Source organism: Halobellus sp. LT62, from assembly GCF_037031285.1.
Taxonomy (GTDB): Archaea; Halobacteriota; Halobacteria; order Halobacteriales; family Haloferacaceae; genus Haloquadratum; species Haloquadratum salinisoli.
Map to the genome: position 1 here is coordinate 211851 of NZ_JAYEZO010000001.1, position 25950 is coordinate 237800.

General features: G+C 66.0%; 29 protein-coding genes, 1 tRNA gene and 2 pseudogenes. 10 read left to right on the plus strand and 22 right to left on the minus strand.

From position 1 onward, the window contains the following. Nucleotides 1-177: 177 nt before the first annotated feature. The 3 genes from ubaA to leuS all read right to left on the minus strand — a co-directional run bounded on the left by ubaA (nucleotide 178) and on the right by leuS (nucleotide 4564). Nucleotides 178-990, minus strand: a complete 813-nt coding sequence (gene ubaA / locus U5919_RS00960) for an SAMP-activating enzyme E1 (RefSeq protein ID WP_336021662.1) — start codon at nucleotides 988-990, stop codon at nucleotides 178-180. A 75-nt stretch (nucleotides 991-1065) separates the two neighbouring features. Next, nucleotides 1066-1359: a helix-turn-helix domain-containing protein gene (locus U5919_RS00965; RefSeq protein ID WP_336021663.1), complete on the minus strand. Its 294-nt coding sequence runs from the start codon at nucleotides 1357-1359 to the stop codon at nucleotides 1066-1068. Nucleotides 1360-1603: 244 nt separating this feature from the next. Further along, nucleotides 1604-4564, minus strand: a complete 2961-nt coding sequence (gene leuS / locus U5919_RS00970; RefSeq protein WP_336021664.1) for a leucine--tRNA ligase — start codon at nucleotides 4562-4564, stop codon at nucleotides 1604-1606. 127 nt (nucleotides 4565-4691) lie between these two features. Here leuS and U5919_RS00975 point away from each other — a divergent pair, with 127 nt between their 5' ends. The 4 genes from U5919_RS00975 to npdG all read left to right on the plus strand — a co-directional run bounded on the left by U5919_RS00975 (nucleotide 4692) and on the right by npdG (nucleotide 6865). After that, entirely contained in the window at nucleotides 4692-5555 is an 864-nt protein-coding gene (locus U5919_RS00975; protein ID WP_336021665.1) for a TIGR01548 family HAD-type hydrolase, read from the plus strand. A gap of 7 nt (nucleotides 5556-5562) precedes the next feature. Beyond that, on the plus strand, nucleotides 5563-5940 hold the full coding sequence (locus U5919_RS00980) for a hypothetical protein (RefSeq protein ID WP_336021666.1): 378 nt from the start codon (nucleotides 5563-5565) through the stop codon (nucleotides 5938-5940). Further along, on the plus strand, nucleotides 5937-6134 hold the full coding sequence (locus U5919_RS00985) for a hypothetical protein (RefSeq protein WP_336021667.1): 198 nt from the start codon (nucleotides 5937-5939) through the stop codon (nucleotides 6132-6134). Before U5919_RS00980 ends, U5919_RS00985 begins: the two co-directional genes overlap by 4 nt. Before the next feature lie 65 nt (nucleotides 6135-6199). Beyond that, complete coding sequence (npdG, locus tag U5919_RS00990) at nucleotides 6200-6865, plus strand: NADPH-dependent F420 reductase (RefSeq protein WP_336021668.1); 666 nt, start codon at nucleotides 6200-6202, stop codon at nucleotides 6863-6865. Between the two features lie 55 nt (nucleotides 6866-6920). On the opposite strand, the gene U5919_RS00995 is transcribed toward npdG, so the two are convergent. The 14 genes from U5919_RS00995 to U5919_RS01060 form a co-directional block, all read right to left on the minus strand. Then, nucleotides 6921-7973, minus strand: a complete 1053-nt coding sequence (locus U5919_RS00995; protein WP_336021669.1) for a methyltransferase — start codon at nucleotides 7971-7973, stop codon at nucleotides 6921-6923. Nucleotides 7974-8046: 73 nt separating this feature from the next. Beyond that, nucleotides 8047-8349: a phosphoribosyl-ATP diphosphatase gene (hisE, locus tag U5919_RS01000; RefSeq protein ID WP_336021670.1), complete on the minus strand. Its 303-nt coding sequence runs from the start codon at nucleotides 8347-8349 to the stop codon at nucleotides 8047-8049. A 64-nt stretch (nucleotides 8350-8413) separates the two neighbouring features. Then, entirely contained in the window at nucleotides 8414-10276 is a 1863-nt protein-coding gene (locus tag U5919_RS01005; RefSeq protein WP_336021671.1) for a PINc/VapC family ATPase, read from the minus strand. Between the two features lie 87 nt (nucleotides 10277-10363). Then, a complete protein-coding gene (locus tag U5919_RS01010) occupies nucleotides 10364-11014 on the minus strand; it encodes a non-canonical purine NTP pyrophosphatase (protein ID WP_336021672.1) in 651 nt (216 codons plus the stop codon). Between the two features lie 113 nt (nucleotides 11015-11127). Beyond that, nucleotides 11128-11409, minus strand: coding sequence for a DUF5808 domain-containing protein (locus U5919_RS01015; protein WP_336021673.1), 282 nt, complete (start codon nucleotides 11407-11409; stop codon nucleotides 11128-11130). Nucleotides 11410-11802: 393 nt separating this feature from the next. After that, entirely contained in the window at nucleotides 11803-13416 is a 1614-nt protein-coding gene (locus U5919_RS01020; RefSeq protein WP_336021674.1) for a bifunctional N(6)-L-threonylcarbamoyladenine synthase/serine/threonine protein kinase, read from the minus strand. A 34-nt stretch (nucleotides 13417-13450) separates the two neighbouring features. Continuing rightward, nucleotides 13451-13765, minus strand: a complete 315-nt coding sequence (locus U5919_RS01025; RefSeq protein ID WP_336021675.1) for a 30S ribosomal protein S24e — start codon at nucleotides 13763-13765, stop codon at nucleotides 13451-13453. Between the two features lie 99 nt (nucleotides 13766-13864). Then, nucleotides 13865-14398 carry a GTP-dependent dephospho-CoA kinase family protein gene (locus U5919_RS01030; RefSeq protein WP_336021676.1) on the minus strand — a complete coding sequence of 178 codons (534 nt, stop codon included), beginning with the start codon at nucleotides 14396-14398 and terminating at the stop codon, nucleotides 13865-13867. A 5-nt stretch (nucleotides 14399-14403) separates the two neighbouring features. Beyond that, nucleotides 14404-14601 carry a transcription elongation factor subunit Spt4 gene (gene spt4 / locus U5919_RS01035; protein WP_336021677.1) on the minus strand — a complete coding sequence of 66 codons (198 nt, stop codon included), beginning with the start codon at nucleotides 14599-14601 and terminating at the stop codon, nucleotides 14404-14406. Next, the gene (locus U5919_RS01040; RefSeq protein ID WP_336021678.1) at nucleotides 14602-15180 is read right to left on the minus strand and encodes a DNA-directed RNA polymerase; all 579 of its coding nucleotides are present in this window, start codon (nucleotides 15178-15180) and stop codon (nucleotides 14602-14604) included. It lies immediately after the preceding gene. Nucleotide 15181: 1 nt separating this feature from the next. Further along, nucleotides 15182-15565 (minus strand): type II toxin-antitoxin system VapC family toxin, encoded by a 384-nt coding sequence (locus U5919_RS01045; RefSeq protein WP_336021679.1) that lies wholly within the window; start codon nucleotides 15563-15565, stop codon nucleotides 15182-15184. Nucleotides 15566-15614: 49 nt separating this feature from the next. Beyond that, nucleotides 15615-16844 (minus strand): translation initiation factor IF-2 subunit gamma, encoded by a 1230-nt coding sequence (locus tag U5919_RS01050; protein WP_336023835.1) that lies wholly within the window; start codon nucleotides 16842-16844, stop codon nucleotides 15615-15617. A 172-nt stretch (nucleotides 16845-17016) separates the two neighbouring features. Continuing rightward, nucleotides 17017-18594 carry a ribonuclease FAU-1 family protein gene (locus tag U5919_RS01055; protein ID WP_336021680.1) on the minus strand — a complete coding sequence of 526 codons (1578 nt, stop codon included), beginning with the start codon at nucleotides 18592-18594 and terminating at the stop codon, nucleotides 17017-17019. After that, nucleotides 18591-18965, minus strand: a complete 375-nt coding sequence (locus U5919_RS01060; RefSeq protein WP_336021681.1) for a DUF7532 family protein — start codon at nucleotides 18963-18965, stop codon at nucleotides 18591-18593. Before U5919_RS01060 ends, U5919_RS01055 begins: the two co-directional genes overlap by 4 nt. Before the next feature lie 169 nt (nucleotides 18966-19134). On the opposite strand from U5919_RS01060, the gene U5919_RS01065 reads away from it, so the two are divergent. Beyond that, complete coding sequence (locus U5919_RS01065) at nucleotides 19135-20139, plus strand: PrsW family intramembrane metalloprotease (RefSeq protein WP_336021682.1); 1005 nt, start codon at nucleotides 19135-19137, stop codon at nucleotides 20137-20139. A gap of 21 nt (nucleotides 20140-20160) precedes the next feature. Here the strand turns inward: U5919_RS01065 and U5919_RS01070 are convergent, their stop codons facing one another. Next, nucleotides 20161-20835 (minus strand): riboflavin synthase, encoded by a 675-nt coding sequence (locus U5919_RS01070; RefSeq protein WP_336021683.1) that lies wholly within the window; start codon nucleotides 20833-20835, stop codon nucleotides 20161-20163. 233 nt (nucleotides 20836-21068) lie between these two features. Between U5919_RS01070 and U5919_RS01075 the strand changes: the two genes are divergently transcribed. Then, nucleotides 21069-21764, plus strand: a complete 696-nt coding sequence (locus U5919_RS01075; protein WP_336021684.1) for a DUF7114 family protein — start codon at nucleotides 21069-21071, stop codon at nucleotides 21762-21764. Nucleotides 21765-21834: 70 nt separating this feature from the next. Then, nucleotides 21835-21906 (plus strand) — tRNA-Thr (locus U5919_RS01080). A gap of 218 nt (nucleotides 21907-22124) precedes the next feature. On the opposite strand, the gene U5919_RS01085 is transcribed toward U5919_RS01080, so the two are convergent. The 3 genes and pseudogenes from U5919_RS01085 to U5919_RS15830 form a co-directional block, all read right to left on the minus strand. Next, complete coding sequence (locus U5919_RS01085; protein ID WP_336021685.1) at nucleotides 22125-22913, minus strand: hypothetical protein; 789 nt, start codon at nucleotides 22911-22913, stop codon at nucleotides 22125-22127. A 118-nt stretch (nucleotides 22914-23031) separates the two neighbouring features. After that, entirely contained in the window at nucleotides 23032-23433 is a 402-nt protein-coding gene (locus U5919_RS01090) for an SHOCT domain-containing protein (RefSeq protein ID WP_336021686.1), read from the minus strand. A 70-nt stretch (nucleotides 23434-23503) separates the two neighbouring features. Next, nucleotides 23504-23701: pseudogene (locus tag U5919_RS15830) on the minus strand (HAD-IC family P-type ATPase); the annotation flags it as partial. 9 nt (nucleotides 23702-23710) lie between these two features. On the opposite strand from U5919_RS15830, the pseudogene U5919_RS01100 reads away from it, so the two are divergent. From U5919_RS01100 to U5919_RS01110, 3 genes and pseudogenes are all read left to right on the plus strand, one after another. Next, nucleotides 23711-24386: pseudogene (locus tag U5919_RS01100) on the plus strand (IS6 family transposase). A gap of 142 nt (nucleotides 24387-24528) precedes the next feature. After that, entirely contained in the window at nucleotides 24529-24849 is a 321-nt protein-coding gene (locus U5919_RS01105; protein ID WP_336021688.1) for a ribbon-helix-helix domain-containing protein, read from the plus strand. 76 nt (nucleotides 24850-24925) lie between these two features. Continuing rightward, complete coding sequence (locus U5919_RS01110; RefSeq protein ID WP_336023836.1) at nucleotides 24926-25183, plus strand: type II toxin-antitoxin system RelE family toxin; 258 nt, start codon at nucleotides 24926-24928, stop codon at nucleotides 25181-25183. A 40-nt stretch (nucleotides 25184-25223) separates the two neighbouring features. On the opposite strand, the gene U5919_RS01115 is transcribed toward U5919_RS01110, so the two are convergent. Next, nucleotides 25224-25736 carry a CNNM domain-containing protein gene (locus tag U5919_RS01115; protein ID WP_336021689.1) on the minus strand — a complete coding sequence of 171 codons (513 nt, stop codon included), beginning with the start codon at nucleotides 25734-25736 and terminating at the stop codon, nucleotides 25224-25226. Nucleotides 25737-25950 lie beyond the last annotated feature (214 nt).

Genomic DNA, 25950 nt, shown 5'->3' on the forward strand with positions numbered 1-25950 from the left:
TCGGGCCGCGGTTGCTTGGCACGTCGGCGCGGGAGACGATCGGCGACCTTCGGGGACGCGTCGTCGCGAGCGGGTGCCGGCTGTTCGCCAATTCGGGCCGACGAGCGACTGTGTTGTCGGTCACCTAACCGGCCACCGTAGCGCTCTCAGCCACCCTGACCGGCCACCGTAGCGCTCTCAGTCCGCGCTGATGGTGCACGCCGCGGTGTACTCCACGTCGTCGATGGAGCCGATCGGATCGTCGCCGCAGACGGGGCAGTCGGGGTTCCGCTGGTAGGGGACCGTCTCGAAGCTCATCTCCATCGCGTCGTAGAAGAGCAGCCGCCCGCCGAGCGTCTCACCGGCGTCGAGCAGCAGCTTTACGGCCTCCGTCGCTTGGATGCAGCCGACGGTCCCGGGGAGGACGCCGAGGACGCCCGTCGTCGCGCAGTCGGGGACCGTTCCGGGTTCGGGGGCTTCGGGAAACAGGCAGCGGTAGCAGGGGCCGTCGGGTTCGAGCGTCGTGATCTGCCCCTCGAACTTGTAGATGGCACCGTGAGCGATGGGTATCTCGTGCAGTCGGCAGAAGTCGTTCAGCAGATAGCGGGTCGGGAAGTTGTCGGAGGCGTCGACGACGACGTCGTAGCCGGGGACCACCTCGTCGACGTTCTCCTTTCCCAGCCTCGTCTCGTAGGTCTCGACGTCGACGTCGGGGTTGAGGCTCGCGACGAAGTCTGCGGCGCTGTCGACCTTCGGGCGACCGACGTCGTCGTCGCCGTGGATGATCTGCCGCTGGAGGTTGCTCCGCTCGACGACGTCGTCGTCGACGACGCCGAGTGCGCCGACGCCCGCGGCGGCGAGGTACTGGATCACCGGCGCGCCGAGGCCGCCCGCGCCGACGACGAGCGCGCGGGAGTCGAGGAGCATCGCCTGTCCCTCGGGGCCGACCTCGTCCATAATGATGTGTCTGGAGTACCGGTCCAGTTGCGTCGAATCGAGTGAGAGTGACATACGCCTACTCGGTGCTCGAACGGGATAACTTCTCGTGGAACTCGACGAGCCGTCTCACGCAGTCGCTGGCGTGCGTTACTCGGCGCAGCAGGCTTCCGCCTCGTCGGCGTCGCCCTCGGTGGGATGCGTATCGGGCGCGTCGTCGGTGAGCTGATAGAGGTTCTGTCGCGCGTCCGCGAAGTAGACGTCCTCGTCGACGACGTCGATCTCTTCGAGCCGTTCGAGCGCGTACCGGACCGTCCGAGCCGAAAGCATCGATTCTTGGACGATCCCCTTCTGGGTCAGCGGGCCGTTGTATTCGAGTACCTTGAAAACCAGCTTCGCGCTCGGCGGGAGGTCGTCGAGACTCTCCTGTTCTGCCTCTGCCATCAATACGATTCAGCGGTCGAACGGGCATAAACCTTCGCGAGTCGGGACGGGAAATAGTCCAACTAGCGGAATGACAGCGGGTTACGGCGGTGTAACCACTATCGATGTTATCGTAGCGTTTGCAACTGATTGCGCATCCGATCGCACCCTGTCGTGCGATTGAGTGGGTGAAGACTCGCAAATGCTACTATCGCCCGACGTCGCACCTCGATTTGGGAGCGTTACTCGGCTTCCGTTTTGACGATTACTCCGCTTCGAGTTCGATCGCCGGACGGAACGGCACGGCCTGCTTGCGGGCTTCGACGTCCTCGCCCTCGCGCTGGACGACGATCTCGGCGTCGAACTCCGTCCCGAGGAAGTCCGTCGCACGCTCGTAGGCGCTCGCCTCGTCGATTTCGGCGAGCACCGCGAGCTCCTCGTCGTCGCGGCCGCGGGCGAACTCGATCAGTTCGCCAACGAGGTCGTTGACCGCGTTGCCGCGCTCGCGGAGGTCGGGGTCCTGCATCACCTTCCCCATCACCGCGCCTTGATCGGCTCCGACGTCAGCGACCGTCGCGAACACCTCTCGCTTCCAGTCGGCGGCGACGGTGATGCGAATGCGGTCGGGATCCGCTTCGGGGACGTCCTCCTCGGCGTTTTGTAGCGACTGCTGAATTCCCTGAATATCGTCGACGAGCCGTTCGACTTGGGTTTCGGCTGTTTCGATTTGAGCGTCCAACAGGTCCTCGTCGACCGTCGGCCACGGAGCGTCCTCGGCGGGCGTGCCCGTGAGCTGTTCGTGCAGCTCGTTCGTCAGGAAGGGTACGAACGGCGCGAGCAGTCGAAGGCGCGTCCTCAAGACCTCTCGAAGGGTCCACCGCGCGGCGGGTCGTGAGAGGTCCGTCCGGCGGCGGTACCACCGCAGATCCTCCTCGAAGTCGTAGAAGGCGGCCTGACTCGCCGTGCGAGTCTCGGAGCCTTCCATCGCCTCGGTGACCTCGGCGACGGTGCGCTGTAGCCGCGACAGCAGCCAGCGATCTTCGGTCGCGAACTCGGGGCGCTCCTCGGGACCGGGATTGTCGATGACGTCCTGCGCTCGGTTCCAGAAGCGTTCGAGCTGATTCTGGACGGAGGCGACCTGCTCGGCGCGCCAGTCGTAGTCCTGCCACGGCTCCGCGGAGTTGAGCAGGAAGAAGCGAACGGTGTCCGCGCCGTATTCGTCGATGGCCTTCCCCGGGAGAACGACGTGGCCCTTCGAGGAGGACATCTTCTCGCCCTCCAAGAGACCCATCCCCATAATGACGATTCCCTCGGGCCACTGCGCCTCGTCGAACAGTTCGGCGTGGTGGAAGAGATAGAAGGTCAGGTGATTGGAGATGAGGTCGTTCGCGGAGAACCGATAGGTGACCGGATACCAGTAGAGCCACTCCGCGCGGAGTTCGAGCGCCCGCTCGTCGGGGTCGTCGACGGCGTCCGCGCCGTAGAACAGGGCGTCGAAGAACGCCCGATCGAGGTCCTCGGTGGGGATCTCGTCGAGTCGGTGGGCGATCGTGTAGTACGCCATATATATCGTCGAGTCCGACAGCGGCTCGATGACGAAGTCTTGGTCCCACGGCAGTCGGGTCCCGAGCCCGTAGTTTCGGATGCAGGGCCACTCGTTCAGCCAGTCGATCGTGTGATCGTACTCGCCGCGGGTGTTCTCCGGGATGGCCTCCATCCGCGAGACGACCTCGTGCGCCTTCCGCTTCCACGCCTCGTCGTTGTAGCGCAGGAACCACGTGTCCTGCTCGGCGACGACGACGTCGCCGCCGCACCGGCAGACGACCTCCTCAGAGAACTCCCGCATCGTTCCGAACGCGCCCTCCTCGCGGTAGGCGTCGCGGAAGCGACCGCGAACGTCTTCGACGATCTCCCCGGCGAACTCGCCGTATTCGTCGTTCAGTCGGCCGCTGTGGAACTCGCTGTTGTACAGCTCTTTGGTCGCTTCTTCGAGCGCGGGGTCGGCGCTCGATTCGATCCCCGCCTCCTCGACGGCGGTCTTCGCGGGGATCTCGCCGTAGCCCTCGATCGTGAGGATCGGAATCGGTTCGATCTCCTCGACCTCGGCGGGATCGATTTCATATTCCCGCATCCGCTCGTCGTCGGCCTTCGCCTCCTCGAGCGCGACGTAGTCGTCCGGCGAGTGCGCCGGCACCGACATCACGACGCCGGTGGCGTTGTCGGCGTCGACGAAATCGGCGGGCAGGACGAGCACCTCGTCGCCGGTAATCGGGTTGGTCACGCGCTCGCCGACGAGATGCTCGCCGGCGACGGTGCGCTTCGCGGTGACGTCGTGACCCTGCAGTTGGAGCTTCTCGACGGCCGCCGCGGAGACGAACCACTCCTCGCCGTCGACGTCGGCGATCACGTAGTCGGCGTCGGGATCGATGTAAGCGTTCGTGACGCCGCGGACCGTCTCGGGCCGGAGCGTCGCCATCGGGACGATCGTGTCGCCGTGGCCGAACCGGACCAGCGTGTACTCTTGGAACTCGGCCTCCTCGCCTTCCAGCAGGTCGTGGGTCGTCACCGGCTGTTTCTCGTTAGTACAGTACTTGACCGGGTGGAGGCCCTTTTCGAGCAGGTTCCGGTCGCGGAGCGTCTCGTACTGCCAGGTGATGAACTTCGAGTAGCGGTCGTCGTTGGTGGTGAACTCCCGCCGCCAGTCGATCGAGAGCCCGAGGTCCTTCATCCCCTTCTTGTAGTGCTCCTCGATGAAGTGGCGGGCGTAGCCCATCGGCGTTTCGAGGTCCTGTAAGGTGTCCTCGGCGACGTCGTAGGTGTCGCGAAGCACCGAGAGCTGTTCTTCTTCGCCCTTTTTCAGGCGCTCGACCGCGCCGATGATCGGCGTGCCGGTGACGTGCCAAGCGATCGGAAAGAGCACGTTGTCGCCCTGCTGTCGTCGGTACCGAGCGTAGACGTCCGGAACGGTGTACGTCCGGGCGTGTCCGATGTGCATCCCGCCGCTGGGATACGGATACGGGACCGTGATGAACGTGGGTTCGTCGCCCGCGGCGTCTCCGTCGCCGGAACCGCTCGTTGCGTCCCCGTCGCCGGCATCGCTCGCGGCGTCCCCGTCGGTAGCGCCGCCTGCGGCGACCACCTCGGCGTCGGGATCCGCCTCGTAGCGACCCTCCTCGGCCCACCGCTCGCGCCAACGCGCTTCGAGTTCCTGCGGGTCGTAGTCCATACCTATGCTCTCAAGATGGGAGGGTAAAATAGCTCCTAACTCCGACGAGTGGCCGCTCCCGGGCGTCGCCGACCGTGACGCGCAACGAAGGGACAACGCTAAGGCTCCCGCCCGGTCGGGTTCCAGTATGCACGCAGACGCGGTCGTCCTCGACATCGACGGCGTCCTCCTCGACGTCGCCGACTCCTACCGGCGGGCTATCGTGGAGTCCGTCACACGACTGTACGACCGGACGATCGACCGCGACGACGTCCAGCTGTTCAAGGACGCCGGCGGCTTCAACAACGACTGGGACGTGACGTACGCCGCGGCGCTGTACGTCCTCGTCGACGAACGCGAGCCGATCGACCTCTCGACGTTCACAGCGCGGATCGAACCCGGCGGCGGCCTCGCCGGAGCCGAGTCGGTCGCCGCCGACCACCTGAGCGATGCCGACCTCGCCGCCGTCCGCAACGAGTGGGATCGATACGGGCTCCGTGACGCCTTTCAGGCGCTCTACCTCGGTGGAGACCTGTACCGCGAACTCGAAGGCGGTGAGCCGCCGTTCGAGACGGCGGGCTACATCCACGACGAACCGATCATCGTCGAGTCCGAAACGCTCGAATCGCTCGAAGCGAACGCCGCAGTGGGCGTGCTCACCGGCCGTCCGGCAGCTGAGGCGGACATCGCGCTCGACCGCGTCGGACTCGACGTCCCAGCGGAGCACCGGTTCACGATGGACGACTGGGACGAGGGGAAACCGCACCCGCACGCGCTGACGACGCTCGCGGAGCGCTTCGACGCCGACAGCGTCGCCTTCGCGGGCGACACCCTCGACGACGTGAAGACCGCCGTCAACGCCGCCGAGGCCGACCCCGCGAGGACCTACTACGGTATCGGCGTTCTCACAGGCGGGCTGACCGGCGAATCCGGTCGCCGGGCGTACGAATCGGTCGGCGCGGCCGCGGTCGTCGACTCCGTGAACGACCTCCCGGCGCTGCTCGGGGGGTGACGACGGTATGGAGGCGATTCGTGTCGAACGGCTGTTCTGGGCCGGGATCTTCGCCGCGTTGGTCGCGGTCACCCTCTCGCTCCTCCTCGTTCCGGATCCGACGGGCGCGCTCTCGGTGGGCGTCGCCCTCGCGACGTTCGTCATCGTCGCGCTGATCGCGGCCCGGATCTCACGCGGGACCGTCTCACCGCGGACGAAACCGGGAGACCAGACCGTCCGCTACGTCGTGTTCTTCCTCGTCGCGGTCGTCGGTCGCGTCGCGTTCGGGATCCTCGGCTTCGAGGGGATCGCCGTGAACGTCGTCACGTTCGGCGCGGCGTGGCTCCTCGCGACCCGGGCGGAGTGGCTGAACCCGGTCCGGTGGGGCGGAGGCCCGACGCCGTGAGCGACGTTCGATCCGACCTGCTCCGTTTCGTGACCGTCGTGATCGTCGTCGACGCGCTCGGGTTACTCGCGTGGGCACTGCTCCCGCCGGAGACGACGGCGCGAACGGTCGTCCTCTTCGGTACCCTGCTCGCCGCGCCGCTGCTCGGGTTTCTCGTCGTCTACGCCCCCGCGCTGTCCGGCCCGCGAACCTGATTCGATGCACCCGCTCCCGGCGGGCGCTCGCAACCCTTTACCCGGTCGCTGCCGCACGCTTTCGTATGCGAATCGCGCTACTCGGCGGCACCGGCGACCTCGGCGAGGGGCTCGCGGTCCGGCTCGCCTCCCACACTGACCACGAGGTGGTGATCGGCTCTCGCGACCCCGACGCCGCCCACGACGCCGCGGACGCGTACCGGGCGACCGTCGCCGACCACGGCCGCGACGTCAAGGTCACCGGTTTCGAGAACGCGATGGCGACCGACCGCGCGGACGTCGTCGTGCTCGCCGTCCCGCCGTACACCGTCGCCGACACCGTCGACTCCGTCGCCGGTGGCCTCCGCGAAGGGAACGTCATCGTCACACCCGCCGCGGGGATGTGCCGCGACGACGACGGCGCGCACGCCCATCTCCCCTCGGCGGGTAGCGTGACCGCACTCGTGGCCGAGGCCGCGCCCGCGGGCGTCGACGTCGTCGGCGCGTTCCACTCGCTTCCCGCGGGCCGCCTCGCCGATCTCGACGCGGAGCTCGGCATCGACACCCTGCTCGTCGGCGACGACGACCGGGCCAAACGCGTCGTTTCGGGGATCGTCGACGACGTCGACGGCCTTCGCGCGCTCGATGCGGGCGAGCTCGCCAACGCCGCCGAAGTGGAGTCGCTGACGCCGCTTCTGCTCAACGTCGCGAGGCAGAACGACGCACGCGACCTCGGCGTCTCGTTCCGGTAGCCGCTGGGTTAGCTCCGAGACCGTTTGGAGGGCCCCCCACGCCGGAATCTGACTGTCAGGGCTTCGTCGCCTCGACGATCGCCATCCCGGAGAGGGGGCCGACGCGTCGCCGCCGGATGTCGGTGAATTCCGCAGCCTCCAGCCACGCCGAGACCTCCTCGTGGGAGTACACGCTCGCGCCGAGCGTCGTCAGATACGTCAGTGCGACGAACCGCAGACTGGCGCTGGCGACCGGTGTCCGGCCGCTTCCCTCCCACTGGTCGAGGACGGCGATCCGGCCGCCCGGTGCGAGCGCGTCGGCAACGCGCTCGAAGAGCGCCACGTTCTCCGCCGGATCGTGCGCGTGGACGACGTTGAAAAGCAGCGCTATGTCGTAACTCGATCCGAGGTCGTCGTCGAAATAATCGCCAGCCTGCGTCTCGATGCGGCCCGTTAGTTCAGCGGGGATGTCGTCGTGGATAGCCTCGACGGCACCGGGAACGTCGAAAATCGTCGCCGAGAGACCGCGATACCGTTCACAGAGCTCCATCGAATACAGCCCGTGACCGCCACCGACGTCCAAGAGGTGGCCGCCGCCCTCGGGGACGGTCACCGCCTCTGCGACGTCGTCGACGACGAGCGACGCCGTCGCGCGGAAGCCTTCCTGTGCGATCGCCCAGCGCTCGGGCGCTTCGTCGAACCACTCGTAGATGGACTGACTCGGCTCACCCTCCCGCACCGCCGTTTCGAGTTCCCGCTCCCAGAAGGGAAACACGAGCTCGTCCCAGAAGGTGAGCCACGGTCCCATATCCGTCTCGGCGTCCGGTAGCAGCCACGTCTCGGTCATCGCCGTGAGCCGGTAGCCCTCGCTGCCCTTCGTCAGGTATCGCTCGGCCACGAGGAAATTACACAACATCGCGACTCCGTCCGGGTGCGCGCCCGTTCGCTCGGCGAGCGTCTCGGCGGTAAGTGGCCCGTCAGACCGCGCGAGCGTCCGAAAGAGACCCATATCCAGCGCGAGCGAGACCGACTCGAAGCTCGCGGCACCGAGGAGATCGAGCAACGGCGCTGGCCCCCGGTTGAGCCGAAACAGCACGAGCCGTTCGAGGAGGTTGGGGCTGACTGGCATCGCATCGGGTTACGTCCCGAGTCGGTATAGACCCACCTTCGAGTACCGGTGTGTTACCGGCGCATCTCACCGCTCAGAACCGCTCTCGAAGCTCCACGCGGAGATCGTCGAGCGTGACATCCTCCATCGCCAGCAGGACGAGCAGGTGATAGACGAGGTCCGCGCTCTCGGCGAGTAGCTCCTCGTCGTCTCCGTCCTTCGCCGCGAGAATCGTCTCCGTCGTCTCCTCGCCGAGCTTCTCCAGGACGGCGTTTTTCCCCTTCTCGTGGCTCAACAGCGAGGCGGTGTACGAGCCCTCGGGCAGCGTCTCCTTGCGGTCCTCGATCGTCGCGAACAGCTCGTCGAGAACGTCTTCTGCGGGCGTGTCGGCGTCCATACCCGAGGGTGTCGGCGTCGGGAAAAGAATCGTCCGGTTCGAGGCCCGATTCGAAAACCGAGCCTCAGGCCGAGTGAACCGTGATCTGCTGTCGGCGGTCGATCGCCTGTTCGAGTTCGTCGGCGATGGCGCTGCCTCTCGACACTTGGATGTCGCCGCCGCGGCCGACCGTCGCGGTGAAGAGGTACTCGCCGTCCGCGCGGATCTCGACGGTCTCGCCGACGTGCTCGTCCATCCGGATGACCACGTGCCGGGAGGTCACCTCCGGCGTGACGACCACGCCATCGGAGGTTCCACCGCCTGTTCCGCCGTTGCCGCCGTCGCTTCCCGACCCGCCGTGTCCGGGTTTTTCGTCGTGCGTCCGCACGTCGATGTCGATTCCCAGCCGGTCTTCGACGTCGGAGATCCGACCGCCGCCCTTGCCGATGACGTAGGAGATGTCGTCCTCCTCGACGTAGACGACGGCCTCGTTCTGGCCCTTGAGCTCGACGTCTACGTGGCCGCGAGCGATCGAGCGGATCTCGCGTTCGATCTCTTGGCGGGCCAGCCGACCGACGCCGGTCTCGTCGCTCCCGCCGTCGTCGTCGCTGAGCGGCACAGTGACGACTTGGCGGTTGAAGGTGTAGATCTCGTATTCCGGCTTTCCAGTCTCGAAGTCCGCGACTTGGATGACCGGGCGCGCGAGATCCTCGGCGGTGAGCCCCTCGGGCACTTTCACCTCGGTCCGCACGTCGTAGACGGTGTCGACGCGGCCGTCCTCGATATAGACTACAGTATCGACGACCTGCGGGATCATCCCGAGTTCGACGCGGCCGACGAGCCGCTGGAGGGCGTCGATGGCGCGGGTCGCGTGGACGACGCCGACCATCCCGACGCCCGCGAGCCGCATATCCGCGAAGACGCCGAAGTCCTTCGTCTTCCGCACCTCGTCGTAGATCGTGTAGTCCGGGCGGACGAGGAGCAGCGAGTCCGCGGTCTTCTCCATGTCGCCGCCGAGAGCGGTGTACTGGGTGATTTCGGGGCCGACTTGGAGGTCTCGGGGCTTCTCCATCGTCTTGACCGCGTAGTCGCTGTCGGTGAGGAACTCCGCAACCGCCTGCGCGAACGTCGACTTCCCGGCACCGGGCGATCCCGAGATCAGGACGCCGCGCTGGCGCTCTCGCAGCCGATCTTTGAGTTCGTCGGCGAACTCGTAGTCGTCTAAGTCCGTCTTGACGATCGGCCGGACGGCGGTGATCTCGATGCCGTCGGCGAAGGGTGGGCGGGCGACCGCGATGCGGTAATCGCGGAACTGCACGATGCTCATTCCGGGCTCCGAGAGCTCCAAGAAGCCGTCCGGACTGCTCCGGGCGGTGTTTTCGATGTCGTCGGCCCACTCCTTCATCGTCGCCTCGTCGGTCACCGTCTCGTCGATCGTCTGATAGTGCATCTCGCCGATGGCCCCCCGCTTGGCCTTCGGCTTCGTCCCCGTTTTCAGGTGCACCGACATCGTCTCGTCGTCGAAGAACTCCTCGATGATGAGTTCGCCGGAGCCGCGGATTCGCGGCTCGACGTACTCGACGTCGAGGCCCTTCGCCCGCGCGACCTCGGCTTGGACGACGTCGCTGGTGAGAAGCGTCGCGCCCTCGTCCTCGGCGACCTCGCGGATGAGCGCGTCGATGTCGCCTTCGTGGGCTCCGGTGGCCTCGCTCGGTTTCGTTCGCCGGCCGACGTACCGGATCTCGACCGCGCCGTCGTCAGCGAGTTCGGCGAGTCGCTGGAGCTCTTCGAGCCCCTCCCACCCGGTGTCGAGGCCGTCGTTGGCCTGCGATTCGAGCTCGCCGACGACGGCTTCGGGGACCAACACCGTTACCGCGTCGCCGTCCGACTCGACCCGCTCGGACACGCGACCGTCGATGATCGCGCTGGTGTCCGGCACTAGATTCATACGATCGGATTCGACCGGCGGACGGATAAGGCTATAGACTGCCGTCCTCGGTTCAGTGGCGCGCTGTCAGCGACGGGATTCCGTCTCTCACTCCGACCGCGATTCGAACCACTCGGCGAATTTCGCGAACGCCCGGCCGCGGTGGGAAACGGCGTTCTTCTCGACGGCGCTCATCTCGGCGAACGTCGTCCCGTCGTGCTCGAAGATCGGATCGTAGCCGAAACCGCCCTCGCCGCGGGGTTCGACGATCCGGCCGCGGACCGTCCCGTGAAACAGTTTCACCGGCAGCGTGTCGGCGTCGCCGTCGTCTGAACCGCCGACCGCTCCGGCAGCGCCCGCGGCCGCCGCAGCGCTTCGGTCGTCGCGGTCGACGGGATCGGGCGAGGCCTCGAACGATTCGCCGTCGCAGTACGCGAGGACGCAGCGGAACGACGCCCGACGCGGCCCGTCGATTTCGCCCTCGACGAGTCGCTGGACGGTCTCGACGCCCAGCGTGTCGTCGACGTAGGCGGAGTACGGGCCGGGGAAGCCGTCGAACCCCTCGATGAACAGTCCGGCGTCGTCGACGAGGATCGGCTCTCCGGCGTACCGGTAGGCCTCGCGCGCACCGCGAGCGGCGATCGGGCCCAACTCGGCGGCCTGTATCTCCGTGTAATCGTAGTCTAACTGCTCGACGCCGTCGAGGTACTCGCGCGCTTCGCGCACTTTTCCCGCGTTCGTCGTGACGTAGCGAAGCATCTGCTCAGGTTCTCGTCGAGTCGCGAGAAAGTACCGTCGGTTCCGCGCCGTGTGGGCGGGGACAGAGACGTCGGAGCCGCGGCCGCGCGCTCACCCGGGCCGCAGTGCCGCGATCAGTCGACGATGACTTCGACCGGGCCGTCGTCGCCGTCGTCGGCCTCGACGTCCTCGCCGCTTCGGGACTTCTGTTCCTGCCAGAGCAGCCCGCCGACGACCGCGAGGGCGACCCACGAGCGCCAGTTCGCGAGGTTGAGCGTGTAGCCGATGCCGAAGGGTTTCTTCACGAGCATTTTCTCCCCCGGCTTCCAGTACGAGGCGAGCATCCGCCCGATCGACGGCCGTTCGAAGTTGTACGGAATCCCGAGAATCTCTCCCTGCTTCGGCTTGTCTACCATACGACACGGTACGCCGGGCTGTCATAAATCGTTTTGGCATCCGAACCTCCCTGACGGCGACGCCACCGAACCGCATCGGGAGAAGCCGACGAACCGCTGCGAGCGTTTATATCCGATGCCGGGACCATCGCCGCCGTGATGTGACAGTTACCCGCGTCGGGCTGCGATTGTTCGGCACGTCGACGCGGGACTGACGGCGACGTTCGGGAGGGGCTGGCTCCCGACGACGTCGCCGACGCTGGTGCCGACTGTTCGCCCTAACCGTTTCGGATCCAAGCGACGGTGCTACCGACTCCTCGCGACGGCATTATCGTAGCGTTTGCAACTGATTTCCCATCCGATCGCACGCAGTCGTGCGGGCGGGTGAGTGAAGACTTGCAAACGCCACGACAGCTACTGCGACGCCGACTGATACCGGCCGCGGCCTTCGATCTCGCGGAGCCGCGTCCGGACCTCCTCGTCGCCGACGGCGGCGTACCCCTCCTCGACGGCCGCGAGCAGTGGCTCCGCCTCTGCGGCCGTCCCGGCGACGCTCTGTTTGAACACGTGGAGGTCCATCGCTTGGTCTTCGACGTGGCCGGTGTGATAGCCGAGGCCGAAGTCGATGAGATACGTCCGCTCGTCGTCGACGCGGACGTTTCGCGTGGTCGGGTCGCCGTGGACGAAGCCCGCCGCGTGGATCGCTGCGAGGTGTCGGCCCACCGCGCGGCACCGATCGACGGAGAGCGCCGCGGCGAGGTCGTCGTCGCCGACGCGCTGGAACACGAGCGTTCCTGTCGCGGGGTCGACGTCGTAGACGACCGGCGTCGGGACGCCGACGCGCCGGGCGGCGCTCGTGAGCCGCGCCTCCGCGCGGGTGCGCTCGGCCCGAAGCCGGTCGTCGAGCGACGCGTGTCGATACGCCTTCGGGACGCGGCGCTTGATGACTCGATCGCCTTCGATCGTCACCGTCGCCTCCGCGCCCCGGACCGTCCCCGACGCCGTCGGAGCCCGGACGACGTCCTCGTCGTCGCCGCGCCACGTCACTGGGACCTGATCCGGACGGAAGTTCGGATCGACTGACGACTCTGCGATTTCGAGCGTGTCGCCCGCGGCGTGCATTTTCGCGCCCAACACCGCGATCATTCCCGCGTTGTCGCGGAGAAAGCGCGGCTCGGGAGCGTAAAACTCCGCGCCGCGCTGCTCGCACATCGATTCGAGCATCTCGCGGAGCCGCGCGTTCTGGCCGACGCCGCCGCCGAGGACGAGTTCGTCCGTGCCCGTCAGCGACAGCGCCCGCTCGGCGACCTCCGTCAGCATCGCGAAGATGGTCTCCTGTAACCCGGCGCAGACGTCCTCAACGGGTACGCCGTCGTCGACGGCGTCCTTCGCGGCGGACATAATCCCCGAGAAGGAGAAGTCCATCCCCTTGACGACGTAGGGGAGGTCGTGGTACTCCCCCTCTGCGGCTCGCTGTTCGACCTTCGGACCGCCGGGATGCGACCAGCCGAGGTGGCGCGTGAACTTGTCTATTGCATTTCCAACGCCGGTGTCCATCGTCTCACCGAGGATTCGATAGCGGCCGTTGTGATAGCCCAAGAGGTGCGCGTTCGCACCCGAGGCGTTCAGACAGACGGGGGAGTCGAAACCCGACTGGTGGCGACCGATTTCGAGGTGCGCCACCATGTGGTTGACGCCGACGAGCGGCACCGACAGCGACTGCGCCAGCGCTCGCGCGGCGGTGCCGACGATTCGGAGACACGGGCCGAGCCCCGGGCCGCGAGAGAACGCCACCGCGTCGATGTCGGGGCCGTCAGCCTCGGGTGCTGCCGTCGCGGCCGCGTGATCGAGAATCGTCGAGACGACCTCGGGGACCGCAGATCCCATATGCTCGGCCGCCTCGCGCGGGTGAATACCGCCGCTGTCCGGTTCGTAGGGGTCGGACTCGATGACGACCTCGTCGGTTTCGCTGTCGTAGAGCGCGGCACTGGCGGCCCAGGCGGTCCCTTCGATTCCGACGGTTCGCATCGAAAAGTAGTGGTGTTCGGGCCGTGCGACCGAACTATGCCTCTTCGGCTTCCGCTTCGGCGGCCTCGTCGGCCTCTATCTTGTTCCGATCGAGCATGTAGTCCTGCTCGATGTCGCTGGCGAGTTCGGGCGAATCGTAGACCTTCGCGTAGCCGACGGTCTTGCGCATTCCGAACTTCGTGTCGAGTTTGTGGACGACGACTTCGTCGGAATCCTTGTTCAGCTTCGCGGCGAGGCTGTCGCGAACGGAGAGCCGCGAGGGCGTGGCTTCGTCGTGAACGATCTCGAATCGGACGTCGGACCGATGCAACATCGGGTTGCCGTCCTCGGAGATGATGTCGATTTCCATGGTTCAGTTGTCCTACCATCCTCCCGAAAGGAGTAAAAGGATTTCGAAGGGACGAACGCGGGGTTCGCCCGCTGTGCTCGCGGTGATTGTCGGCTTCAGCTACTCGTCGACGCCCATAGCGGCCAACGCGCCGGCGACGTCGCCGTCCATCCGTTCGATCAGCGACCGCATCTCGGCTTTCGATTCCTCGGTCACCGCGACGCGGACCATCCCCTCGTCGGGTTGGCCGTAAACGACCGTGGCTCCGAGGGGGGCGACGAGCACCGCCGGGAGCGCCGCGAGGTCCTCCTCGCCGTCGACGACGATCGTGGTCGGCTCCGCGGCCGCGACGGCGGCCGCGAGCGCCGCCAGGAGGGCTTTAGAGATAGCTCCCGGTGGATTCTCGACGTCCCGACGGTGCTCGGGATCGGCGAGCGCCTCGCGGATCTCCGCGTCGACCGCCTCGCGTTTCGTCTTCCCGTCGACGACCGCGACCGACGGGGCGTGGCCCGCGCGTCGGAGGTGATAGGTGACGACGTCGCCGACGGCGATAATCGGCTCTCCGGCGTCGGCGAGCAACGCCTCTGCGTCGGTGTAGACCGGGCCCAACGGTCCCTTGAACGCGCTTCGGAGATCCTCGGGAAGCGTGAGCATCCGCGTCAGCGGACCTTCAGCGCGTAGCCGCCCGGCTCGTTGACGTTCATCTCTTCGGCGATCTCGGATTGCTCGGGGTGCGTGATGACGACGTAGCCCGCCCAGTCCTCGGTGAGACTGCTGGATCCGCAGTTCTCACACGCCTGCGCGTCGCCGTGGTTGATGTAGTGACACTCCCGGCAGGCGAGACGGGACGAGGCCATCTATTCGCCCTCCGCACCGGTCGTGGCGGTGTTGGCCTGTCGATCGGCTTCGAGCCAGCCGTGCTTGCCGAGTCCCGGCTGTTTGGCGGTGAGGCCGATCTTCGAGTCGCGTGGGTTGCGTTCGTCGATGCTCTTCGTGACGACGCGGACGCGGACGGAGTCGCCGACGCTGAGCGTCCGGTTCGACTCCGTCGACGCGAGCTGTTGGTTCTCGCCGTCGTACGCGAGGAACTCGTCGGAAATCTGGGAGACGTGTAAGAGCCCGTCGACCGGTCCGATACCGACGAACGCGCCGAACTCGACGACTTCGACGACCTCGCCGTCGACGACCTCCTGCATCGCGGGGTCGAAGGTGATCGCGTCGAACTCCGCCTCGTAGTAGACGCCCGCCCGGCCGGGCAGCACCGTCCCCTCGCCGATGTCGTGCACGTCGACGACGCTGACGACACTGCCGACGTCCTCGTCCATCCGTCCTTCAAGTTTGTCCTGCAGGAGCCGCTTGACCCGCTGTGGCGTCACATCCGCGAGATGCGCTGGTGGCACCTCGACTGTGTCTTTGAGTCGTACCCGTTTGTACATGCTATGGTTCTGTTATCTCCAATGTGTTTCGACCCCTTAAACCGATTACGTGAACGCCGCGTTCGAGCAACCGGTCGCGGAGCGGCCTGTCGTTGGTGAGGACGTATCCGCCCTCTCGCGCTGCGAGTTCGACCACTGCGTCGTCGGCGTAGGAGACGCCGGTCTCGACGACGCGACACCGCGAGACGAGATCGCGTCCGACGCTCGCCGCGGTCGCCTCCGTACCGTTTCCGGCCGCACTGAGCTTCTCCAATTCGGCGACGACGGCGCGCGGGACGACCAGATCGATGTTGGTGGGGAAGAGCCGATCGAGCTCGTCGAAGACCCGTACGTCGAGTTCGATGGGCATCATCAGCGCGTTGGTATCGAGTATCACAGTCGTCATCTCCTCTCGTCTCGTGGTTCGGTCTCGACTCGTCTGATCGGCGCGGTCCTCACTGCAGCGTGCCGATCCCGATGAGTCGCCAGCGCGCGCCGACGCGGCGGTTGATGGCGATCTTCGCGCCCGAGTCGGCGCAGACGGGGCGCTTCAGCGACACCTCGGCCTCGCCCGAGCGGGCGCTGGTCACCGCGCCGACGGTCGTCGCGGTGCCGACGGTGAGCATCAGCGGCTCGCCGGTCGAGATCTCCTCGATCGCGCCCTCGTCCTCGCCGACGATCCGGTCGAGGAGTTCGACGTCCATCGTGAACTCTTCGCGCGTCGGCGGCAGCGTCCCGGGTTCGCCCGCGACCTGTCCGGCGAGGGCGTCGCCCTTCGTGAGGCTGGGGTCGAGGCCCGTTCCGATCCCGCAGAGGCCGCCCGGTCGAACCTCGTCGACGGACTGGCCGCCGGCCTGCAGCGAGCGGATCTCGGTCGTGATCGGCTCCCACTCCGCCGAGCCGCCCTCTTCGACTTCGCGGCCCGGACGCAGTTCGAGCTCCTCGCCCGCGGCGAGTTTGCCTTGGACGACGGAGCCGCCGACGACGCCGCCTTTCAGGTCTTCCCACGTCGTCCCGGGGCGGTTGATGTCGAACGAGCGTGCGGCGAACAGCCGCGGCGACTCGCCCTCGTCGCGCTCTGGCGTGGGGATCTCCCGCTCGATGGCGTCGATCAGGAGATCGATGTTGACCTCCTGCTGGGCGCTGACGGGAACGATCGGCGCGTCCTCGGCGACGGTGCCCTCGACGAACTCCTCGATCTGTTCGTACGACTCCACCGCGCGCTCGCGGTCGACGAGATCGATCTTGTTCTGCGCGATGACGATGTTCTCGATGCCGATGATGTCGAGCGCCATCAGATGCTCTTCAGTCTGGGCCTGCGGGACGTTCTCGGTCGCGCTCACAACGAGCACGGCCCCGTCCATAATGGCCGCGCCCGAGAGCATCGTCGCCATCAGCGTCTCGTGGCCCGGGGCGTCGACGAACGAAACCGTCCGAAGCACCTCGGTCTCCTCGCCGTCCGGGCCGGTCTCCTCGACCGTGTAGCACTCCGGCGGGTCGACGCCGGGAACCTTCCGGAACGTGGCGTCAGCGTAGCCGAGTCGGATGGAGATGCCGCGCTTCATCTCCTCAGAGTGCTGATCGGTCCACGACCCCGACAACGCCTGTACGAGCGTCGTCTTCCCGTGGTCGACGTGTCCGACGAGTCCGATGTTCACCTCCGGTTGCTGTGTTTGTTGTGTCACCATTGACCTCCTAGAGAGTAATCTTGCGTGCAATTCGCCGCGAGCGACTGATAAACTTGCTGTTCTCCGCCCGACACGCGCCGTGGGAGGCGGTTACACGGGGCCCCGTGTCGCCCGGTCGTCTCGACCGGAGTCGGCTCCTCGGACTCATCACTCCGATCGGGTCAGTTCCTCATTTCGACAGCGCGCGAACGAGGCTCGCCGCCACCGACCGGGCCTTCTCGGCGGCCGGTTCGGGGACGTGTCCGGCCTCGACGGCCGCGTCCAGTTCGTCGTCGTCGACGCGCTCGACCGTCCCGTCTGGGTGCTTTACGACGTCGACGTGCAGATCGACGTACCGGATCTCGTCGGGGAAGCACTCGACGGGCGTACAGACGTTGACGTACGTGCCCCGGAGGTCGCCGTCGGCGCTCCGGTAGACGGTCGGGTACCACCAGCGCCCCTCGCGGAACTTCGTCAGCGCGGTGTCGCCCGCTTCGCGCCGCGTCCCGAGTCCGTCGTACGTGCCGCCGCCGGAGAGCGTTCGCGTGACCGAGACGGTGCCGTCGACGTCCCAGTCGGTGACGTCCCCGGTTCCGAGCGAGAACGCGCGACCGTCCGGCTTCCCGTGCGTGATCTCGACGGTGTCGCCTTCGACGGGGCCGAACTGCCGCGAGACGACCGCGAACGGGAAGTCGGTGTCGCCGGTTTCGTCGTCGTCGCTTCCCGCCGCTCCACTTCCCTCGTCGCCCGCGAATCCGCTCGCCCCGCAGAGCGCCTCCGCGAGATCGACCCCGGCGCTCGCCGATCCGCTGGCCGCCTTCGTGCGGTGGTGGCCGGGCATCGTCCCCGTCACCGCCCGCCGCCTCTCGTCGAGCGCGAAGCGGGACTCCCGGCCGAACCACAGCCACCGGCCCGCCGACGGCGTTGCGATCGCGGCCGGTTCCGAGGCGGGTTCGGACGTCGCGGGGTCTGACGCCGCCGATCCCGCCGCGCCGTTGTCGTCGCCATCGTCGTCAGCGAGCGCGGATTCGAGGTCGTCCGCGCGTTCGACGGCCCGTTCGAGCGCGGCTTCGAGCGTGCCCATATCGGCGTTCGTGGCCGCGTGCGACCACTCGATTCCCCAGCCGTCGGGGGGAGTGACAGAAAGGAGGTCGGTCATCCCGGCGAGTTCCCGCCCCGCGGCGTCGTCGCGGGTGTCGACGGTGACGCCGTCCCGGCCGCGGACGAGCGTGGCGAGTCCGCCGGTCGCGCGGAGTCCGGTGCCGAGCCGCGGGCGACGGTCGACCCACGGCGGGGCGCTCTCGCGGACCTGCACCCGAACCCTGTCGCCCGTCTCGACGTAGTCATCCGCGTCGCTGTAGGGGAGAAAGCCCTCCGCGTCGCCGAGGTCGCAGACCGCGCCCGAACCGAGCGTGTCGCGAACGGTCGCGTCGAACACCGCGCCCGGCGGCGTCGGATCCGACCATCCGAAGGTGTCGCGTCCGACGGTACGGAGCTCCGCGCCGACGGCCTCGACCGCCTCGGCGTCGCCGCTGACGCCGACGCCCTGACGGTCCGCCGTCGTCGCGACGGTGGCCTCGTGCGCGCCGTCGCCGAAGTCCGCGTCGAAGCGCTCGCGGATCGATTCGGAGGCCTGCACGACGTCGACTCCCGCGTCGAGGAGAAGCCGCGTCACGGCGGTCGCGTAGATGCCGCGGACGCGGGCCTTCGGGGTGGTTCCCCTGCCTTCGGAGTCGCCCCTGCCTTCGGAGTCGCCTCCTCCGCTCATCTGAGCGCGTCCTCGTCGCGTGCGAACCGAACGCGACCGTCGACCGTCGGCCCGAGCGTGAGTTCGACGACGTCCTCCGAGAGGATTCGGCCGCCCTCGACGGGGACGCCCCACGAGTCGAAGCGGAGGTAGCCGCGGAGGTCGCTGCCGTGGGTAAAGAGGTCGATGAACGCCACGGCGTGTTCGTTGATCCCGCCGCTCGAGTGGGCCATCTCCATGTCCGAGTAGACGACGTCGCACTCGAAGAACGATCGGAGTCGGTCGGCGTCGCGCTCGACGGCGTCGGCGACGAGATCGGACGCCTCGCGGATCTCCGCCTTCGAGAGGCCGATGTCTCCGAGCGCCTGCTGTGTTCGCTGATCGAAGTGCATCGTACCCGCCCTACGACCGGGGGACGTTTGAATCTCATCAGTGGCGTCGAGCGCGACGCGTCGGTGCTCGGGTGCCTCGCGTCTGCTGCAGAGACTGACTCGCGTCGGCTCCGGGGTACGCCTCCGAACGCCCGAAGACCTTAGGGCGGAGGGCGAGAATCCCGGTTCGATGAGAGAGCGACGCGATCCGATCGAGGAGGCCGCGGACGACTCGATGGACCTCTACGACGTGGCGACGTGGAACATTCGCACACCGCTGGACAGGGCCTCCTCGATCATCTGGCGCATCCTCGCCGGATCGGCCCGGCTCGCGATCGTGCTCTTCGCGTTCCTCCTGCTTTTGGGAATCGGCGGGTTCGCAGCGCTGACGGACCCACAGATCGGCCTCCTCACCGCGCTCTCTGCGATTCCCGCGATCGGACTGGCCGCGTACGTGTACTCGACGGACGTGACGTCGAGCGAGCCGCTGTCGCTCCTCGTCGCGACCTTCCTGCTCGGGGTGCTGACGGCGAACTTCGCGGCCGTCCTCAACTCAGTCCTCAGCCCGTACTTCGAAGTCCTCGGCTTTCTCGGAACCGCGCTGTTCTTCTTCCTCGTCGTCGGCCCGGTCGAGGAGACGGTGAAGCTGTTGGCCGTCCGGCTGTACGCCTACACCGACGACCGGTTCAACGCCGTCCTCGACGGGGCCGTGTACGGCGCGATGGCCGGCCTCGGGTTCGCCGTCATCGAGAACGCGATTTACATCACTCGCGAGCTGCCGAACGAGGGACTCGATATGGGGCTCGGACTCATCGGTATGGGCGGCGGCATCACCGCGATCAGAGCGCTCGCGGGTCCCGGACACGTGATCTACTCGGCGATCGCGGGCTACTACCTCGGGCTCGCGAAGTTCAACCCCGGAAACCGCGGCCCGATCGTCGTCAAGGGAATCATTCTGGCGGCGCTCGTCCACGCGACGTACAACACGACCGTCGGGATCGGCTCGGCGGTGATCGGCGCGCTCACCGGGCTCTCGGGGCTCGCGCCGTTTTTGATCTACGTGCTCATCTACGACGGCGTCTTCGGCCTATTCCTGCTGCGGAAGATCCAGAAGTACCGGAACGCGTACCGCGACGCGCACGCGCCGGCGAGCACCGAGTCCGATTTCGACTCCGAACTGACCGAGTTCGAGTGACGGCGCTGCCGGGCGCTCGCCTCAGCCTTCGTCGATGACGTCGCGATAGCCGCTGACCATCTGCTCGACGTACTTCGCGACGACGTCGACTTCGAGATGAACCGGGTCGCCGACGGACTTCTCCGAGAGCGTCGTCAGCGCGTAGGTCGTCGGGATGATCGCGACCGCGAACCGGTCGGTGCCGCGGTCGGCGACGGTGAGGCTGATGCCGTCGAGGGTGACCGATCCCTTCTGGACGACGTACCGCTTCACCGACGGCGGCAGGGCGAACTCGAAGAACCAGTCGTCGCCGACCTGTTCGACCCCGGTCACCTCGGTCGTCGTGTCGACGTGGCCTTGGACGAGGTGGCCGTCGAACCGCCCGTCGGCGGCGAGCGCGCGTTCGAGGTTGACCGCGTCGCCGACGGCGACCTCGCCGAGATACGTCTTCTCGACGGTCTCGGCCGCCAGAAACACCTCGAACCGGGCGGTCGGGTCGGTCCGGAACGCCTCGACGGTCAGACAGACGCCGTTGACCGAGATGGACTGGCCGTGGTGTAGGTCGTCGTAGACGACGGTCTCGCCTTCGTCGGGTGTGAGCTTTCCGTCGCCGCCCGTGCCGTCCGCGTCGTCGACTTCGATGCGGAGGCGTCGGCCGCCCTCGTCGTCGCTCGCCTCGACGACGGTGCCCGTCGTCTCGACGATTCCGGTGAACATACCCTGAGGTTCGTCTCAGTTCTGAAAAGCGTCTCGAAAGCGCGTCTCTCGCGTGACGATCTGCGCTCTCCCGTGTGACGGACCGCGGGATGGCGTGTTGCGCACGCCGTCGGCGGCCGCCCAGTTGCGCCGGGGTTCGGACCGCCTCGACACCCGACTCCGCGTCTGATCGCGTCACGTCGGCCGGTGGGGTTTCCAAAGGTCTTTGCCGCTCCCGTCGCTAGGGAGTGTCGATGGACGACGCCGTGCGGGTCCGTGACGCCGCGCGCGAGGCGGTTGAGGACATTGCGCCCGATCGCCTCCGGGAGGTGCTGTTCGAGCACCTCTCGGCCGCGCCGATGACGCCTGCCGTGTTGGCGCTGGTGAGCGCTCGCGCACCCGATACTGGAGTGGAGACGGACGCCGACGGGCTCGCGGAACGAGCCGCCGGTGTGCAGCTGATCTACGAGGGCCTCCGGCTCACCCGCTCGCTCGCCCGCGAGGAGCCGTGGACCGCAACGCTCGATGACGTCCCCGGCGACATCGACGCCGACCTCGACGTCCTCGCCGCGGACGTGCTCGTCTCCCGGGGCTTCTATCTTCTCGCCCGAACCGACGCCGCCGACCGCGCGGTCGACGTCGTCCGCGCGTTCGGTCGTGATCAGACGCTCCGCCGCGCCGACGGCGCGGACGTCGACGCCCTCGATCGGAACCTCGAATCGGACGTCTTCGCCCTCGCGGTCGTCGCCGGGATGACGGCCGTCGGCGCGACGCCCTCCCCGGCGGTCCTCGAATACGCGGCGGATCTGGGCCGCGACTGCGACGGCGACGGCGAGTTGCAACCGGCGGACGCGGCGTTCTCGGAGGCGACCGCCGAACGCATCGCGTCGCTGTCGGCCGTCGGCGGCGGTTCTGACGATCGGGTGCCGTCGTCGGCGACGGACTCGTGACTGCGTCTGATCGGCCGACACCGCCACGAATCGAAACTCCTAAAGACGAATCCGCGCTACGGAGAACTGCGCCTGGGTAGCTTAGCGGTAAAGCGCGTCCTTGGTAAGGACGAGACCCCGGGTTCAAATCCCGGCCTAGGCTTATATACGGTACCCTAAATCCCAAGACATAGTCGTCTTGGGATACCCTCTTCTCCCATAGCTATTACTATAAATTCTGACAGATTCTGCTGGTGGTCGAGCGGACCGGACTCACTGGCGCGTCACGGGCGGTCCCTGATCGTGCCATTGGTTCTCTGTCTGAATCAAGGTAGCACGTCAAGAGTTTTCCTCGGCTCCTTAAGACATTAGAAAACAGACCTAGCGTTCCATAGCTTGTACGTCGAAAGATGTAGTAATTAACTCTCCGTCGGGCTTCGCTTGTAAGAAGAGTCGGTATCGACTCGCGGTGGGGAATCGAACAGTAAACTGCACAACGCCATCCTCTGGATCCGTCTCTTCGGGGTGGACGTGAAGATACGCAAGATCTCCGTCTCGAAGCGCAACGAGGTGGCCGAGCGCACCGAGATACGGCTCAAGTTGCGGGACGCCGCCGTCTTGGCTAAATCCGAATTCAAGCGTGAGATCTTTCTCAGCCGGTATATTCTCCGGGGATAACTCGATATCGTACCCATTAGTCGTTGCCACACGTGAGGACCGGGGAGGCTCTTCGTAGTTTGCTGAGCCAGATGCAAACAGATCGGTACCGAGTGTCGTCGGGCGGCCATCCACGAGTACGTCGACGAATGCACGATAAACACCAGGATCTGGAAGCGTAAACTCTACCGACCACGTTCCGTCCTCGGCTAACTCTGGATGGAGGTGTTGGAAGCGGGTGAGATCACGGCGGATGAGGATCAGATGTGCGAGTTGGTCGTGCGTCTCTTGGAATCGTCGGATGGCGGTTCCCTCCTCATTGCGTATTTGATACGTCCATTCGTGGCTTTCTCTTGGTTTGATCCTCGTCTCCGACGCCTCTAGTTGGAGTCCATCTACGGCGACAGTCACCCCGCCTGGAAGGGCGTGGCTACCTGTATCGGTGTATCCGTGAGGAGGGCCGTGCTTATCGTCACTCTCAGCTGGATCAGTGCCGTGATGATCGTCGGCCATACAGAGAGTACGCCCGTGAGCGACTTACGGTCTTGGTCCATATGGTTGGGCGAGTCATTAGTGGATCTTCATAGTCTTTACCTCAATCCTATGGCTCAAGGGGATCTCACGGCCCCTGTTACTCTTGATCTCTCTGTAGTCGCTGTTGTCGCCGCTCGAACTCTTCGTCCGTGATGTCTCCACGGGCGTACGCCGTCCGTAGTTCGTCAAGGGCACGGTCGCCGTCGGCGAACTGGCCACTGACCAAACCGCGGTACAGAAAGTAACCGATGGCGAGCAAGACGATGAGAAAGAGCAACATCATTCCGATCCCCCAAATCGGGGAGATTCCCATACCAAATCCACCACCCCACCACCAGCCCATCATTCCCATCATCGGCATCGCAAACACCATCATGAGAAGCGGAAACAGCACAATAATTGCGAGAACGACGAGAACCACCCGTAATAACGGATCTCCGTGGTGTTGGCTGGACATAATGTGTACCTCTTCATATAGATAATAGCCGAAGTCACTCATAAATTGCCCTCCGAACGTGAGGGCCGTTTAGACCGTTGGTTGCATAGGCAGAGGGAGATGGGGAGTTCTGTTAATCTGCTGGCTGCAGCCGCTCAGACGAGGAGACGCTCGGGAGCGACGGAAGATCCAGATCGACTCGTCGGAGGAACTGGGCGTTGATGGCGACGATAACTGTGCTCAAGGACATCAGTAACGCGCCGATGGCAGGTGAGAGCAAGATACCGATCGGCGCGAGGACGCCCGCCGCGAGCGGGATGGCGAACACGTCAGGGACGGGATTCCCCTCGATGTGAACGGGCCGACGGCAGCGCTGCTCGACGACCTCTCGGGCCCGATCATCTCGAATCCTGTGACAGAGGAGTACCTCGGCGTGCTCGTGCGGCCGGAAGAGGTCGGCGGCGAGACCGTCTCTATTCTCGAAGAGTTGGGTGTCGAGCGCTCTCGCAAGGCAATCCACGATTGGGTCCAGAAGGCCGATCTACAGCCCACAGATGGGCGAAGCCCGAATCACGTTGCGCTCGACGAAACCGTGATTCGAATCAATGACGAGCAATTCTGGCTGTACGCCGTCCTCAGAACGGCGCCGCCGTTCTGATGGGCTGCGCAAGAGCTTCGCTCTTGCGAACGCCGCCGATCCCGACACAAACGATCTGCTGCATCTGCGGCTCTTTTCGACGACAACGACCGCATTAACTGAAATTTTTCTGCGAGAACCCCGCCAGAAACACGATGTCGAATCTGCTGTGTTTCTGGTCGATGGCGCTCAACACCTCCAAACTGCGCTGGCCAGAGCTGGGCTCCGATTTCAAACTGAACGAAATGGAAACCGGAACGCCATCGAACGAATCTTTCGAGAACTCAAGCGCAGAACTTCCTCGTTCTCAAACTGTTTCAGCCACGTTGAGCCGCAAACCGCCCAAGCATTTGCCGCCTGGTTCAATGCTCCAAACTAAACACGACCGCGCTCACAGAGGGAGGAATGAAGCGTAGTCAGGAACGTGATAGAACACCCTCGATGCGGCTATCCACGACGAGTACGCGGCGAGTGGGATTCCGGCGAAACGACTATTGGTAAGACCAGCGTATTACGTCCATATGTCTGAAGCGGCCACGAACGACGACGGCGGGGACGACATCGCCACAGTGAATTTCAAACTCACCGAGTCGTTCCTCGAAGAGATAGACGACACGTGGCAGGGACGCGGGTTCAATAGTCGGAGTGAGTTCATCCGGTACACGCTTCGAGACGCCGTCGAATTCCCGACGTTCGACCGCGACGAACTCGTCGCCCTGCTCGAAGTCGAGGAGGACATCCGCGAGGGGCGGACGACGAGCGCCGAGGAAGCCCGCGAGCGGTTCGGCGCGAGCGGTTCGGCGCGAGCGGTGAGTGACGACGGGTGGACGTGGGAACTATAGTAGCGTTTGCAACTGATTACTCATCCGATCGCACGACGGCGTGCGATCGGATGAATGAAGACTTGCAAACGCTACTATATCCTCGACCGCCGAAGACGACCTCGACGGACTGTCCCCCGCCGACCAAGACCGGATACTCGACAAGCTCGATGAAATCGTCTCCTCGCCGTGGCGTGACCCGCCGGACTACGGGGAACCGCTCCAGAACAGCTCGTACAGGAAAATCCGCATCGGGGAGTTTCGGCTCTCTGTGAGCTTTCGTCAACAGGACGGGCGGCTGATCGTCGCGCGTATCAAGCGTCGTGGCGGCGCGTATACCGCTGATGACGATTGAGCGGGACTGCGGTCGTCAGAGCATAAGCGATCTCTTTGCCTCACTCCTCGACGCGTGCCTGTTCGATATCCTCGCCACCGACGAACTCGTTCAGCGCGCGCGTGATCGCGTCGAACACCACCACGAGGGGGTACAGCAGCCGTTCGACGACCGAGAGCGGCCCCGCGATCCTGAGCGACCACGTGGTCGCGTGCCCCAGTCCGTAGGACTTCGGGACGATCTCGCCGAAGATCAGCACGATCGCGCTCGCGACGACCGTGGCGACCGAGACCGCGATGCCCGCCGGGAGGTACTCGGTCGCCAGCAGGGTTGTGAGGCTCGCGATCGCCACGTTGACGACGTTGTTGCCGACCAGAATCGTCACGAGGAGCCGGTGCGGGTCGGATCTGAGTTCGCGGAGCGTGACCAGCCGCCGGTCCGTCGACGACGCCGATTCGGCGAGCCACTCCTCAGAGAGCGTGAAGATCGCCGTTTCGCTGCTGGAAAAGAACGCGCTCAGAACGACGAGGACGCCGATCACGGCCGCGGCCACGCCGAGAGATGCGAGTACCATACCGGGTAGTTCGGGGCGATCGGCAAAAGTCCCGCGCGGCGGTCACGCCGGAATGACGTCTCGGATCTCGAAGCGTGCGCCGCCGCTCGCGGCGTCGGTCACCGCGATCGACCAGCCGTGTGCCTGCACGGGTCCCTCGACGATCGCGAGCCCCAGCCCCGCGCTGTCGAAGCCGGTTGTGTACCCCGCGTCGGAGAGAACGCTCTCGGAGCCA